Raw genomic sequence first — 14,285 nt, forward strand, 5'->3', positions numbered from 1 at the left:
GCGCTGACCCCACTTTTTCCCTGGCGGCTATAGCGCTGTGGTCCCACCCGATCCCATCCCGAACTCGGAAGTGAAACGCAGCTGCGCCGATGGTAGTGTGCATCCGCATGCAAGAGTAGGTCACCGCCAGGGACCTCATACTGAAAAACCCCCTCAGCCGAGGGGGTTTTTTTTGGCCTTGATTGAGGGCTTTGAGACGGAGCCCGGGCCCTCTTGGCCGGCATCATGGAATACTGCTGCTCTGTCCATTCGCAGTATGCCGAGTAACACGCATGTTCGTCCACGTTGAAAATCGCCGGCGCACGCGGCTGCAGTGGGCAACACTGCTGCTGGTCACCCTTTGTGTGCTGGTCTTTGTCAGCCTTGCGCTGACGCCCGCGCCGCGGCGGGTGTCCCTGCTTCTCGAGTGGGGCACGATTCCGGCAAACATTTTCGACATACATCTGCCGATCCTGCCCCAACTGGTGGATCCGGCGTTGCTGCGCTTGTTCACGGCGCTGTTCATCCATGTGGAATGGACGCACTTGCTGGGCAACCTGCTGTTTCTGGCGATCTTCGGCCTGCCGGCGGAGCGCTCATTGGGCTCACTGCGCTTCCTCGCCCTGTTCGTGCTTGGTGGCATGGCGTCGAATCTCATCGGGGCGCTGTCACTTGCCGGTGTGCTGCGCCCGATCATCGGCTGCAGCGGCGCCGTGTCGGCTGTGCTGGGCACCTACATGGCCCTGTTTCCGCGCGCCCGACTGGGGCTCGTGCTTCCCCTGGGGCTCTACTTCGAGTTCGTCCGGGTGCCGGCGTACCTGCTGATCGGCATCTGGGTGCTTCTGCAGTTCCTCTTCAGCTATGCCGGTCCGAGCTATGGGGCGGTGGTGTGGTGGACGCACATCGCGGGTTTTCTGTTTGGTGTCGTATTCGGTGGCCTCTCGCGCGATGCGATCGTCCGCCGCATGCGCAAGTAGCGAGTGATCATGCGTACGAAGAAGCTTTACAAGGTAACGTTCCTGCACCTGGGTAAATCCTACGAGCTGTATGCGCGCCATGTGGCGAGCAGTGCCCTGTGGGGATTCACCGAGGTGGGAGAACTGGTCTTCGAAGCGGCCGGCGAGGGCCTGCTGGTGGATCCCACCGAAGAACGCTTGCGGGAGGAGTTCAAGGACATCCGCGTACTGCATCTTCCGATGCAGGCTGTCATCCGGATCGAAGAAGTGGAGCGCCTGGGTTCGCTCGCGATCCGCGACGCGGGCGATGGGCAGAAGGTGACCCCGCTACCGTTGCCGCCCCGCCCTCGTCATTGATTCGCGCTCCGGCGTGCTGGCGGCCGGTGTGTCGGACAGCCGGTGATGCCGCGCGAACCGACGCAGCAACTGCCGTGCCCAAGGCGTCGGGGCGACGGCGCGAAAGATGCTGTCCGGATCCCCGCCTTCCCGCCTCACGTCATGGCGCTTGCGATGGATGTACGCGCGCATCACTTCGGCGTTGAACTCCGGATGGAACTGCACGCTCAGCGCATGCGCCCCGTAGCGCAACAGATGATGAGGATCGCGCGCGGAACGCGCCATCACCTGCGCGCCAACGGGCGCTTCGAGCACGCTTTGCTCGTGCGTGGTGTGCGCACGGAACGACTGGGGCAGTGACGCTGCCAACGGGTCATCAGCGGCGCCGGGCAGACGCTCGATCGCCATCGTTCCGATCTCGCGCCCGCCGGGGAGATAGGCGACGCGACCGCCCAGCGCATGCGCCATGAGCTGGTGGCCGTAGCACACGCCGAACATCGGCAGCGCGTGGTCCATGGCGTCGCGGATCCAGCCTGCGGTGCGTTCGCTCCACCCGGCCCGCTCGGTCACCATGGCTGCCGAGCCGGTGATCAAGGCACCCGCGACCTCCGTGGCCTTGGGTAGCACTTCTCCCGCCGCGACGTCGACGACCAGCAGCCGATCGCGGGCCACGCCCGTGGCCAGCCGAAACCAGTGCGGAAAATCGCCGTGACGTGCGCGGATCGGGTCCGGTGCGCGCCCGGTGCGGATGATCAGGACGGGGCGTGGCATCCCGCGCAAGCTCAGTGGGAATGGTCGGCGTCGTGGTCGATCGGCGGGATCACGGTGAGCACTTCCTTCACCGTGGTCAACCCCTGCGCGACCTGATCGGCGGCGGAGATGCGCAGCGGCCGCATGCCCTCCTTCAGGGCCGCCGCCGAAAGCGCGGCCAGATCGAGCTGGCTGGAGATCCGCGCCCGCAGCGGGCGGGTCAACTGCAGCATCTCGTAGATGCCGGTGCGTCCCATGAAGCCGGTACTGCGGCACTCCAGGCAGCCGACCGGGCGATAGACCGTCGCCGGCAAGGGCATCGCCCAGCCATGCGTCAGCGCTTCCCATTCGTCCGGATCCTGCGGCTCGGGTGCCTTGCAATGCGCGCACAATGTGCGGACGAGCCGCTGCGCCACCACGCCGGTCAGGGTGGACTGGATCAGGTAGTGCGGCACGCCCAGATCGAGCAGGCGGGTGATCGCGCTGGGCGCATCGTTGGTGTGCAGCGTCGACAGCACCAGGTGGCCGGTGAGAGAGGCCTGCACCGCCATCTGCGCGGTCTCCAGGTCACGGATCTCGCCCACCATGATGATGTCCGGGTCCTGCCGCAGCAGCGTGCGCACGCCGGCGGCGAAATCGAGATCGATCGACGCCTGCACCTGCATCTGGTTGAACTCACCGCTGACCATTTCGATCGGGTCTTCCACGGTGCAGACGTTGAGTTCGGGCGTGGCCAGATGCTTGAGCGTCGAATACAGCGTGGTGGTCTTGCCCGAGCCGGTGGGGCCGGTGACCAGCACGATGCCGTGCGGCCGCTCCACCATGGCGCGCCAGATACTGTCTTCCATCGGCGAGAAACCCAGCTGCTCGAAGCTCTTGGAGACGATGTCCGGATCGAAGATGCGCATCACCACCTTCTCGCCGAAGGCGGTGGGCATGGTGGAGATACGCAGCTCCACCTCGCGCAGGGAGGTGGAGCGCGTCTTGATGCGACCGTCCTGCGGCCGCCGCTTCTCCGACACATCCATGCGCGCGAGGATCTTGATGCGCGAGGTCACCGCGGTCATCACCGGTGGCGGCAGCTCGAACACCTTGTGCATCACACCGTCGATGCGAAAGCGCATGTGGCCGGCCTCGCGGCGCGGCTCGAGGTGGATGTCCGAGGCGCGCTGCTCGAACGCGTACTGCAGCAGCCAGTCGACGATGTGCACCACGTGGCGGTCGTCGGCGCCGACTTCGCCGGTCTTGCCCAACTCCACCAGTTGCTCGAAGTTGAGGATCGCCGAGCTGTCGTATCCGGCGGCCTTGGCGTCCTGCGCCAGCTGGATCGAGCGCTGGACGCCGTAGAACTCCTGCAGGTAGCGGTTGATGTCCAGCGGACTGGACACGACGCGCTTCACGTCGCGCCGGAGCATCTGCGCCAGGTCGCGCGCCCAGCCGCTGTCGAACGGTTCGCAGGTGGCGAAGGTGATCTCGCCGGGGCTCGCCGCCACCGGCAGGATCCGGTGGCGCTGGGCGTAGGCCATGCTGACCGTCTGGGTCACCGCGGCCACGTTGATCTTCATCGGATCGATCTTCAGATACGGCAGATCGGCCTGCGTGGCCAGCCACTCGGTCAGGGTCTCCAGGCCCAGTGGGCGGCCCGGTTCGCGCTGGTTCGCCAGCTTGGCGTTGGCGATCACCACCAGCGGATGCAGTTCCACCGTGCTGCGTCCGGCGCGGCTGCCCATGCGCACCTGGCGCGCATCCTCGGCCAGCAGATAGCCATCCACCACCAGCGCCGCCAAGGTCTCATCCAGTTCCAGCCGGCCGCGACGGCCGAGCAGGGGCGTGCTGTGCGGGGATGCTGCCATGGGCGGGATTCACTCCGGGCGTTCGGCAGGGCGGGAAAGCGAGCTGCCATGCGGTCGCGGCTATACTAACGCGCTTTATTGCCAGGTCACGGAAAGCCATGTCCGCGCGTACCTTCCAGGACGTCATCCAGACGCTCAACCGCTACTGGGCGGCACAGGGTTGCGTGCTGCTGCAGCCACTCGATACCGAAGTGGGCGCCGGCACGTTCCACCCCGCCACCTTCCTGCGTTCGCTCGGGCCGGAGCCGTGGTCGGCAGCCTACGTGCAGCCGTCGCGCCGTCCCACCGATGGCCGCTACGGCGAAAATCCGAACCGGCTGCAGCACTACTACCAGTACCAGGTGGTGATGAAGCCGAACCCGGAGAACATCCTGGATCTGTACATCGGCTCGCTGAAGGAGCTGGGGCTCGATCCGCTGGTGCACGACCTGCGCTTCGTCGAAGACAACTGGGAATCGCCCACGCTGGGTGCCTGGGGCCTGGGCTGGGAGGTGTGGCTCAACGGCATGGAGGTGACCCAGTTCACCTACTTCCAGCAGGCCGGCGGCCTGGAGTGCCGCCCGGTGACCGGCGAGATCACCTACGGTCTCGAGCGCCTGGCGATGTACCTGCAGAACGTGGACAACGTCTACGACCTGATCTGGACCGACGGCCCGCGCGGCGTCGTCACCTACGGCGACGTGTTCCACCAGAACGAGGTCGAGCAGAGCACCTACAACTTCGAGCACGCCAACGTGCCCGAGCTCCTGCGCTGGTTCGACGTATGCGACGCCACCGCCAACCAGCTGATCGCCGCCACCCTGCCGCTGCCGGCCTACGCGCAGGTGATGCAGGCCAGCCACACCTTCAACCTGCTCGACGCGCGTCGGGCGATCAGCGTCACCGAGCGTCAGCGCTACATCCTGCGCGTGCGCACGCTGGCCCGCGCGGTGGCGGAGACCTACGTGGCGCAGCGCGAGAAGCTCGGTTTTCCGAGCCTGAAGACGAACCAGGAGCAGGCTGCATGAGCGCCGCCAAGTCGCTGTTGATCGAACTGGGCACCGAAGAACTGCCGCCCAAGGCGCTGGACGAACTGGCCGGCGCGTTCGCGCGCGGCATCTGCGACGGCCTGGCCCGGCGCGGCATCGACGCCGGCCTGGATGCCGCGCGGACCTTCGCCACGCCACGCCGTTTGGCCGTCCATATTCCGGCGGTCGCCAAGACCCAGCCCGAGCAGACTATCGAACGCCGCGGTCCGGCGGTGAGTGCCGGCCTCGATGCGAACGGCCAGCCCGCCAAGGCGCTGGTCGGCTTTGCGCAATCGTGCGGCGTGGAAGTCGACGCGCTGGAACGGCTGGAGACCGACAAGGGCGCGTGGTTCGTCTACCGCTCGGTGAAGCCGGGCCAGCCGGTCGCTGCGCTGTTGCCGGAGATCGTCGCCGAGGCGCTCAAGGCGCTGCCGATTCCCAAGCCGATGCGCTGGGCCGACCACGACTACAGCTTCGTGCGTCCCGTGCACTGGCTGGTGATGCTGCATGGTTCGGAGATTGTCGATGGCGAGGTGATGGGGCTGGTCAGCGGCCGCAAGTCGCGCGGGCACCGGTTCATGCGTCCGCAGCCGATCCACGTGGTGGACGCCGACAGCTGGGAAGACGCGCTGCTCGCCGCCAAGGTGATCGCCGATCCGGCGGCCCGCCGTGACCGCATCCGCGACGAAGTGGCCCGCGTCGCCGCCCAGACCGGTGGCGCGCCGCGGCTGGACGAGGCCCTGCTGGACGAGATCGCCAACCTCACCGAGTGGCCGGTGGCGATCGCCTGCACCTTCGAGCGCGAGTTCCTGGCGGTGCCACCGGAGGCGCTGGTCACCACCATGGAGGCGAACCAGAAGTTCGTGCCGGTGTTCGATGCCGAGGGCCGGCTCACCGAGCATTTCATCGGTATCGCCAACGTCGAGTCGCATGATCCGGCCGAGATCCGCAAGGGCTACGAGCGGGTGATCCGCCCGCGCTTCGCTGATGCCAAGTTCTTCTGGGACGAGGATCTGAGAACGCCACTGGCGGGCTATCAGGAAGCGCTGAAGAACGTCACCTACCAACAGTCGCTGGGCAGCCTGTGGGACAAGACCGTGCGCGTGGCCGAGCTGTCGCGCGTCATTGCCAGCCGCGTCGGCGTGGACGCCGGCGCGGCGACACGCGTCGCCAGCCTGGCCAAGTGCGATCTGCTGACCCGCATGGTCGGCGAGTTCCCCGAGTTGCAGGGCGTGATGGGCCGCTACTACGCCAGCCGTCAAGGTGAGCCCGCGGCCGTCGCCGACGCCTTGGACAGTTTCTACCAGCCCCGTTTCGCCGGCGACGCGATCGCTGCCGATGCCGTTGGCCAGATTGTGGCGGTGGCCGAACGGCTGGACACGCTGGCCGGCATCTTCGCCGTGGGCCTCAAGCCCAGTGGCAGTAAGGATCCGTTCGCCCTGCGTCGCGCTGCGCTGGGCCTGGCGCGCACGCTGGTAGAGGCGGGTCTCGAGCTCGATCTGCAGGCGGCATTCGCCGAGGCGCTGGAGCTGTTGCCCGAGGCCGCGTTGGCGGCCGGTATCAAGCCGGCCAAGGATGGCCAGCCGGCGCCGTTAGATGCCGGAGCGCGCCGTGCGGCCCTGCAGCGCGAGTTGCACGAGTTCGTACTCGATCGCCTGCGCGGCTACTACGCCGAACGCGGCTTCGACAGCCAGTCGTTCGAAGCCGTGCTGGCGGTGGCGCCGGCGAGCCTGGCCGACTTCGATCGCCGCCTGCGTGCCGTCGCCGACTTCTCCCGGCGGCCGGAGGCCACCAGTCTGGCCGCGGCGAACAAGCGCGTGGCCAACCTGTTACGCAAGCAGGTCGAGGAATCCGGCGCCACGGTCGCCAGCGCCGTCGTCGATGCCTCGCGCTTCGAACTGCCCGCCGAACACGCCTTGGCCGATGCCCTGGCGGCGGCCGACCGCGACAACGCCGCGGCCTGGGCCGAGCGTGACTACGGACGCATGCTCGAGCGCCTGGCGCAGCTGCAGCCGCCCGTGGATGCGTTCTTCGATTCGGTCCTGGTCAACGCCGATGACGCGGCCGTGCGCGCCAACCGCCTGGCCTTGCTGGCCAGGCTCAAGGATCAGTTCAGCGCGGTGGCGGACATCGCCCTGCTGTGAACCCAACGTGGCCGTGGGCGGGAGGGTCCATCACCCTCCCCCCCACGGACCGGCGGTTCAGGCGATGGCTTCGCGGCGCAGGCGCTGCGCGAGCTGCTGCTGGAACGCGAGCAGGGCGCTGGCGTCGATCTGCGTGCCGCCCGGTCCCATGATTTCGTAGAGCTCGCCCAGGCACTGCTCCTGCTCCGCGGCATCGAGCTCACCGCCGGACAGCGACAGGCTGGCACGCAGGATGGCGCGTGCGGCCTCGACGCGGCGGGCGTCGGTCATCGCGTACATGGATGCCGTCTCCGGCGCGCTGCTCGCCAGCGGGCCGCTGCGGAGCCGGTTCGGCCGGGTCTCGGTGGTGGACTGCTCTTCACCGAGGCCGCCGCGCACTTCCGGCTGGATCGTGCCCTCGCCGGCCACCAGCCAGACCAGGGAGATGCCCAGTGTCCGCGCCAGCGTCACGCAGCGCGCGCGGGAGGGATCACTGTTGCCGTCACGCCAGCTGCGCACCACACCTTCGGAGAAGCCGCACATGCGGGCGATCTCGGTGGCGCTGCCGACCCGCTGGATCAGCAGCCGGATACGGTCGGCGAAGCTGCCGACCGGGCTGACCGTGCCCGGAGCGGGGTGGTCCAGCGGTGCGGCCTGGGAGGACGCGGGGTGCTGACGAGAGTTCATGGGCGTGCCTGCAAGGAAAGGTACCGCCGTGCGCCATCCGGTGCGCCAGTTGCGGAAACGTTGGGGTAACACTGCCTGACACTGCAAGATAGCGTGACAAAAGTGTCGCGAATCTTTCATGCGCGCGCATGTGCCGGGCCGCGGCGGCGCCCTCCTTTTGGGCCGGGCGGCCGCATGGCAAGGGGGCCGACTGGCGCTTGACTTTTCCCTTTCGTCTTTTATGGGCTAAGCTTGACCACTTCCCCCGCGGTGCTTTGCGTGGCGCATCGGCGTCAGGCGAGGTTCGTGCCCGTTAAAGATCGTTTGATGAGGTTCCACGATGCGCAAGGTAATTTGGTCGCTGGTTTCGGTGGCTGCGCTGGCGTTGGCCGGCTGCAACAACTCTTCTTCGTCTCAGCCGGCGCCGGAAAAGGCCGATGGCGCCGCCGCTGCCGCGCCGCAGGCGGGTAACAAGGTGACCGGCCAGATCACCCTGCGCGAGCCGGCTCAGCTGTCGCCGCAGGCGAAGCTGGAGGTCAGCCTGGTGGACGTCTCTGCTGCGACCGCCGGTGCCAGCAGCGCGGATGCGGCGGCCGCTTCGGCGGCGGCGCCGGCCCCGCTGGCGACCAAGACGATCTCGCCGGTGGGCGCGTTCCCGGTGAGCTTCGAGCTGGAGTACAACCCGGCCGACGTGAATCCGAACAACCTCTACGTGGTGAAGGCCAACCTGGTCGATGGCGAGCGCACCTACGAGATGCCTCTGCAGGCGCCGGTGCTGACCAAGGGCGCCGGCAACCAGGTCAACATCCAGCTGGTGGCCCAGCAGACCCCGGCCGAGAAAGACCTGGCCGCGTTCGAGGATCTGAAGAAGCAGATCGGCGGCATGAAGATCAAGTCCGGCACCAAATTGGAGAAGGATGCTTCGCGCGGCTGGCAGGTGTTCCGCAAGGAAGGCCAGGTGCAATTCATCCGTGAGCAGGTCGACTACGGCGACAAGGGCTTCACCGAGACCGACTACGCCTACAAGACCGGCAAGGCCTGGGTCGCCGTGCAGCAGAAGAAGTCCAGCAAGGACGCCAAGCCGACCGCCACCGAGCGCGTGAGCTGGGACGTGGACGGCAAGCCGGTGCTCAAGCAGGTGGTGAGCGGCGGCAAGACCAGCGACCTGTCCGACGACGAGGCGGCCAGCCTGAAGAGCCAAGCCGAGGCGATCCTCAAGCTCGCCGGCAAGTAAGCGATTCGCGCCGGCTCCCGTACCCCGGGGCCGGAACGCTGAAAGCAGGAAAAAAAGGCCGTCCGCATCGCGGACGGCCTTTTTCATGCCCGGTACGGCAGGATCAGAACGCGACCTTGAAACCCAGGTTCACGCTGTTGTCCTTCTGCGTGCTGTCGCTGAAGCGGCTGTTGACCGCGATCCAGCTGGTCACGCTGGGCGTGAGCTGCGCGGACAGGCCGATGTTGGCGCTGCCCCAGGTCTTGTCCGGCGTGTAGCCCGACAGCGCAAAGCTGCCGCCCATGCTGTTGAGACCGGCACGCACGCTGCGCGGGTCGGCCTTGCTGTCGTGGTTCCACGCCAGCTCGACGAACGGCGCCATCTGCAGGTCGTTCACCTTCCACGAGCCCATCAGGCGCCAGCCGAGCTCGCTGATCAGCGCATCGCGCTGCTGGCGGCCGAAGTACATCGCGGTGGAGTCGTTGCCGCCCTCGGTGTAACCGTTGACCTTGATCGACTGCCATTCGACGTGAGCGAACGGGCCGGTCTTGAGCGACGACCCCATGTCGAACCACCAACCGCCCTCGACGCCGCCACCCAGGTGCGAGCCGTCGGCCTTGCCGCTCTCGATGCGCAGCGACGGGCCGAGCTGGATGCGGCGCTCGATGTCCTTGAAGTTGGACTGGCCGAAGCTGGCGAAACCGCCGACATAGCCGCCGCCGTTGCTGTACATGCCGAACAGCTGGCCGGAGATGTCCTGCAGCTTGTAGCCACCGGTATTGCCCTTGAAGTCGGCCTTGCTCTGGCCCACGCCGAGCGACACGCCCACCGTGGTGTGCTCACTGGTGCGCACGTCGGCGCCGAGCGTGAGGTTGACGTTGTCGCTGCTGGTCTTGGGCGAGCTGCTGGTGCCGTCGAAGCGCTGCTGGCCGTAGTCGATCGCGGCGAACATGCGCGTGTCGCTGCCCTGGCTGTCGGCGAGCATCTCGTTGCGGATGGCGCGGTACTGCGCTGCGGACGACGCCAGCGGCGCTTCGCCCAGCAGCGAGATCTGGCCGGGCGCCGCCAACTCGGCCAGCACCACCTGCGAGAGCAGGCGATGCGCCGCCGCGGTCGGATGCACGCCGTCGGCAAACAGGTAGCTTTCGTCGGTGCCCGCCGCGTAGCTGTAGGGCAGGCCGGCGCCCTGCGGGCCGCACTGCACTGAGCTGGCGGCCAGGCCGCAGGCGGCGTCGGTCACGTTGCTGAAGCCGAAGGCGGCCGGGTTGGCGATCACTTCATTGATCAGCCCGTAGGTGTTTACCGGCACCACGTTCAGCCCCTGGCTGCTCAGCTGCGAGAGACCGCTGCTCAGCGTGCTGTTGTAGAGCACGGCCAACTGCGTAGCGCCGACGGAAGCGGCGGCGCCCTGGGCGGCGGCCGATGGCGTCTTGCCGAGGTCCGGCAGGTTGTACACCACCACGTAGTTGGCACCGGCGGCCTTGAGTTGACCGAGCATGCCCACTTCGGTGATGGCCGCGTTGGCGGTACCGGTGGCCAGCACGGTCGAGTCGGTTGAGGTGCCGGTCAGGTAGAAGATGTCGTTCGCGCCGCCCCACACCTGGTAGAGAGCATTCGGATCGGCCTGTCCGCCGGTGGCGGTGAGGTACATGCCCAGCTGCTGCGGCAGGGTCGGCACGGCCGCGACGTTGTTGACCAGGCCCGCGCCGCCCCAGGCGAAGTCGGTGCCACCGGCGAGCGAGGCGGTGATCGGATGGCCCAGGCCATCGGCGACCAGCTCGGCGGCGGTCTTGCCGGGGTTGGTGGTGAAGCGCAGCGGCGGCTGGATCTGCGGGGCGCTGGCCAGCGAGATATTGCCGGCGTCGCTGAGGCTGTCGCCGAACACGACGACCTGGCTGAAATCGGTGGCGCTGGCAGCCTGGCTGGCCAGCAGGCCGGCGACGATGGCGCCGGCAAGAAGACGGGTACGGGGCATGTCGTGAAGCTCCTGAGCCGGGACGGCTTTTTGTTATGACCGAGTTACGGTAATCCACTCCATACCGGAGCGCATGCTGCGTTGCATCGCAACGACGCATGCGCTCCGGCGGGACCCTTTCAGCGCTGCTTGGCGCGCAGCAGGGCGTCGGCGAAAGCGCTGTTTGCGGGCGGGGCGCTGGGCTTGGGTGCGCCGCCACCGGGACGCGGCCCGCGGTTGTCGCGACGCGGCTCACTGCCACCCGCGGCCGGCCGCGTGCGGCTCTGTCCCGGCTCGTCGTCCAGCCGCATCGACAGGCCGATGCGCTGGCGCGGCAGGTCCACCTCCATCACCTTGACCTTGACGATGTCGCCGGCCTTCACCGCGTCGCGCGGGTCCTTGACGAACGTATGCGACAGTGCCGAGACGTGGACCAGGCCGTCCTGGTGCACCCCGATGTCGACGAACGCACCGAACGCGGCGACGTTGGTGACGCGACCCTCTAGGATCATTCCGGGGCGCAGGTCCTTCACGTCCTCCACGCCCTCGGCGAAGCTCGGCGCGACGAACTCTGGGCGCGGGTCGCGGCCGGGCTTCTCCAGTTCCTTGAGGATGTCGCGCACGGTTGGCACGCCGAACTGCTCGTCGATGAACTGCTCGGCCTTGAGGCCGAGCAGGAAGCCCGTGTCCCCGATGATGTTGCGTACCTCGCGGCCGCACTGGGCGATGATCCGCTCGACCACTGGGTACGCTTCCGGATGCACCGCGCTGGCGTCCAGCGGGTTGTCGCCGCTGGTCACCCGCAGGAAGCCGGCGCACTGCTCGAACGCCTTGTCGCCCAGGCGCGGTACCTTCAGCAGCGCCTTGCGGTTTTGGAACGGGCCGTTGGCGTCGCGGTGCTTGACCACGTTCTCGGCGACCGAGGCGGTGAGGCCGGCCACGCGCGAGAGCAGGGCGGCCGAGGCGGTATTCACGTCCACGCCGACCGCGTTCACGCAGTCCTCCACGCGGGCGTCCAGCGCGCGCGCCAGCTTCACCTGGTTGACATCGTGCTGGTACTGGCCGACGCCGATCGCCTTGGGCTCGATCTTCACCAGCTCGGCCAGCGGATCCTGCAGGCGGCGCGCGATGGAGACGGCGCCGCGCAGGCTCACGTCCAGCTCCGGAAATTCCTTGGCGGCGGTCTCGGAGGCCGAGTACACCGACGCGCCGGCCTCGCTCACCACCACCTTGGAAAGCTTGTGTTCGGGGTGGCTCTTGGCCAGGCCCTTGATCAGCTCGCCGGCCAGCTTGTCGGTCTCGCGCGAGGCGGTGCCGTTGCCGATCGCGATCAGGTCCACGCCGTGCTTCTGGCACAGGCGGGCCAGCGACGCCAGCGATTCGTTCCACTGCCGCCGCGGTTCGTGCGGATAGATGGTATCGGTAGCCAGCAGCTTGCCGGTGGGGTCGACCACGGCCACCTTCACGCCGGTGCGAATGCCCGGGTCCAGTCCCATCACGGTCTTCGCGCCAGCCGGCGCGGCCAGCATCAGGTCCTTGAGGTTGTCACCGAACACGCGGATCGCCTCGTCCTCAGCGCCTTCGCGCACGCGGCCGAAAAGATCGAGCGTGAGGTGCAGGTGCAGCTTCACGCGCCAAGTCAGGCGCACCGTCTCGCGCAGCCAGGCGTCGGCGGCGCGGCCGCGATCGAGGATACGGGCATGCGCGGCCACGCGGCCCTCGCCTTCGGCGTGGCCTTGCTCGGGATCGAGCGCGGGGATGAGTTCCAGCTCGATCACGCCTTCGTTGCGCGCGCGCATCAGTGCCAGCAGACGGTGCGAGGGAATCTTGCCGATCGGCTCGACATGGTCGAAGTAGTCGCGGAACTTGGCGCCTTCGTTCTCCTTGCCCTCGACCACCTTGGCGCGGATCTGGCCCTTGTCCCACAGCCAGTCGCGCAGCTCGCCGACCAGCGCGGCGTCCTCCGCGATGGCTTCCATAAGGATCGCGCGCGCCCCGTCCAGTGCAGCGCGGACGTCGACCACGCCCTTGTCCGCGTCGACGAAGTCGGCGGCGAAGATCTCCGGATCGCGCGTGGGATCCTCACGCAGGCCCAGCGCCAGCGGTTCCAGCCCGGCCTCGCGGGCGATCTGCGCCTTGGTGCGACGCTTGGGCTTGTACGGCAAGTAAAGGTCTTCCAGCCGCGCCTTGGTGTCGGCGGCGAGGATGTCGCCCTTCAGTGCGTCGGTGAGCTTGCCCTGTTCCTCGATGCTGGCGAGCACCGCGGCGCGGCGGTCCTCCAGTTCGCGCAGGTAGCGCAGGCGCTCTTCGAGCAGGCGCAGCTGGGTGTCGTCGAGGCCGCCGGTGGCCTCCTTGCGGTAGCGCGCGATGAACGGCACGGTGGCGCCGCCGTCGAGCAGATCCACGGCCGCGCGCACTTGGTCGGGCTTGGCGGCGATGTCCTGGGCAATGCGTTGTTCGATGCTGAGCATGGTCGAGCGTGACTTCCTTGGGGCTATGGCGCGGCGCGCCGACGAACGAAACAAGCGGGCGATCATAGCAAGTGGCTCGCACCGGCCTGGCGCACCGTGCCGCAAAGGAAAACGCCGCGGACAAGGCCGCGGCGTCGGAGGGGCGAAGGGCGCGCGATCAGGCGTCGAAGCGGCCGGGCGTGCCGCGCTGATGCGGCGTTTCCGATCGCTGGAATTCCGTGGCCCGACCGTTCAGAACCAGGGTGCTGACCACCATGTCGTGCAGCGCCTGCTTGCGGCGCGTCCAGCCAGCCATCAGGAAGCCGAAGCCCAGGGTGAACACGCTCAGGAATTTGGCCGGATAACGGCCCAGCGCGCGCGGCAGGCTGATGCGCGCGCCATGCAGGTCGGTCACCCGGATGCCGAGCGCCAGTTTGCCCAGCGTGCCTTGCCAGGCCGAGCTCTCGCACAGTGCGAAATACAGCCAGGCTAGCAGGCCGGTCACCAGCGTGGCGTTGCCGATCTCCGAATAGAACTGGCTGTAGGCGGCCAGCGCTGCCTGCACATTGCCGGCCGCGGCCTGCATCGCGTTGCTGAGGCGTGCCTGCGCCGCTTCCGCGCCCATCGCGTCCATGATCAGTTTGTTCGGGATATACAGCACCAGCGCATCGATGATGTAGGCGAGAAAGCGCTTCCAGAAGCCGGCGTAGTTCTCCAGCGCCACCGTGGTGAGCGGGGGCAACGGCGAGGCCGCCATCGGTGGCGGCGTGGCGGCTGCCGGACGGTTCAGCTCATCGGGAAACAGCGTCGATAGTGGCTGCCAGTCGGCCAGGCCGTCGTGCCAGCCCAGGTCGTCGCCGGCCACCTCGCCGCTGCGCAACCACTGACGCACATCCGCTTCCTTGTACGGGCCATGGCGTTCGCCGTTGCGGCCGATCCAGATATCCATGCCGGGTGATCCTCGCGCGTCGGTGGCAAAGCGGCATGATGCCACGACG

11 protein-coding genes and 1 rRNA gene are annotated in these 14,285 nt (G+C 67.8%); 6 read left to right on the forward strand and 6 right to left on the reverse strand.

Going from position 1 to position 14,285, the window contains the following annotated elements; translation table 11 throughout:
* Nucleotides 1–19: 19 nt before the first annotated feature.
* The 3 genes from rrf (at nt 20) to ACTHJF_RS01205 (ending at nt 1,292) form a co-directional block, all read left to right on the forward strand.
* Nucleotides 20–132: ribosomal RNA gene (rrf, locus tag ACTHJF_RS01195) — 5S ribosomal RNA — on the forward strand.
* 140 nt (nt 133–272) lie between these two features.
* The gene (locus ACTHJF_RS01200) at nt 273–956 is read left to right on the forward strand and encodes a rhomboid family intramembrane serine protease (protein ID WP_440265449.1); all 684 of its coding nucleotides are present in this window, start codon (nt 273–275) and stop codon (nt 954–956) included.
* Between the two features lie 9 nt (nt 957–965).
* A complete protein-coding gene (locus tag ACTHJF_RS01205) occupies nt 966–1,292 on the forward strand; it encodes a DUF1820 family protein (protein WP_440265450.1) in 327 nt (108 codons plus the stop codon).
* Here ACTHJF_RS01205 and ACTHJF_RS01210 read toward each other — a convergent pair.
* A complete protein-coding gene (locus ACTHJF_RS01210) occupies nt 1,263–2,042 on the reverse strand; it encodes a glutamine amidotransferase (protein WP_440265481.1) in 780 nt (259 codons plus the stop codon). The two genes, ACTHJF_RS01205 and ACTHJF_RS01210, sit on opposite strands and share 30 nt — an antisense overlap.
* 11 nt (nt 2,043–2,053) lie before the next feature.
* Nucleotides 2,054–3,874, reverse strand: coding sequence for a GspE/PulE family protein (locus ACTHJF_RS01215; protein ID WP_440265451.1), 1,821 nt, complete (start codon nt 3,872–3,874; stop codon nt 2,054–2,056).
* A gap of 98 nt (nt 3,875–3,972) precedes the next feature.
* On the opposite strand from ACTHJF_RS01215, the gene glyQ reads away from it, so the two are divergent.
* Both glyQ and glyS read left to right on the forward strand, forming a co-directional pair.
* The gene (glyQ, locus tag ACTHJF_RS01220; RefSeq protein WP_440265452.1) at nt 3,973–4,881 is read left to right on the forward strand and encodes a glycine--tRNA ligase subunit alpha; all 909 of its coding nucleotides are present in this window, start codon (nt 3,973–3,975) and stop codon (nt 4,879–4,881) included.
* Complete coding sequence (glyS, locus tag ACTHJF_RS01225) at nt 4,878–7,025, forward strand: glycine--tRNA ligase subunit beta (protein ID WP_440265453.1); 2,148 nt, start codon at nt 4,878–4,880, stop codon at nt 7,023–7,025. The genes glyQ and glyS overlap by 4 nt, the downstream gene beginning before the upstream one ends.
* A gap of 57 nt (nt 7,026–7,082) precedes the next feature.
* On the opposite strand, the gene ACTHJF_RS01230 is transcribed toward glyS, so the two are convergent.
* Nucleotides 7,083–7,691, reverse strand: coding sequence for a helix-turn-helix domain-containing protein (locus tag ACTHJF_RS01230; protein WP_440265454.1), 609 nt, complete (start codon nt 7,689–7,691; stop codon nt 7,083–7,085).
* A gap of 319 nt (nt 7,692–8,010) precedes the next feature.
* On the opposite strand from ACTHJF_RS01230, the gene ACTHJF_RS01235 reads away from it, so the two are divergent.
* The gene (locus tag ACTHJF_RS01235; protein ID WP_440265455.1) at nt 8,011–8,904 is read left to right on the forward strand and encodes a YbaY family lipoprotein; all 894 of its coding nucleotides are present in this window, start codon (nt 8,011–8,013) and stop codon (nt 8,902–8,904) included.
* Nucleotides 8,905–9,007: 103 nt separating this feature from the next.
* Here ACTHJF_RS01235 and ACTHJF_RS01240 read toward each other — a convergent pair whose 3' ends face one another.
* The 3 genes from ACTHJF_RS01240 to ACTHJF_RS01250 all read right to left on the reverse strand — a co-directional run bounded on the left by ACTHJF_RS01240 (nt 9,008) and on the right by ACTHJF_RS01250 (nt 14,236).
* Nucleotides 9,008–10,858 carry an autotransporter outer membrane beta-barrel domain-containing protein gene (locus ACTHJF_RS01240; RefSeq protein ID WP_440265456.1) on the reverse strand — a complete coding sequence of 617 codons (1,851 nt, stop codon included), beginning with the start codon at nt 10,856–10,858 and terminating at the stop codon, nt 9,008–9,010.
* A gap of 119 nt (nt 10,859–10,977) precedes the next feature.
* Nucleotides 10,978–13,308: a Tex family protein gene (locus tag ACTHJF_RS01245; protein WP_440265457.1), complete on the reverse strand. Its 2,331-nt coding sequence runs from the start codon at nt 13,306–13,308 to the stop codon at nt 10,978–10,980.
* A gap of 157 nt (nt 13,309–13,465) precedes the next feature.
* Complete coding sequence (locus tag ACTHJF_RS01250; protein WP_440265458.1) at nt 13,466–14,236, reverse strand: RDD family protein; 771 nt, start codon at nt 14,234–14,236, stop codon at nt 13,466–13,468.
* Nucleotides 14,237–14,285 lie beyond the last annotated feature (49 nt).

Origin of the sequence: Dyella sp., assembly GCF_051962475.1 — a bacterium.
In the GTDB taxonomy this organism is placed as follows: Bacteria; Pseudomonadota; Gammaproteobacteria; order Xanthomonadales; family Rhodanobacteraceae; genus Dyella_A.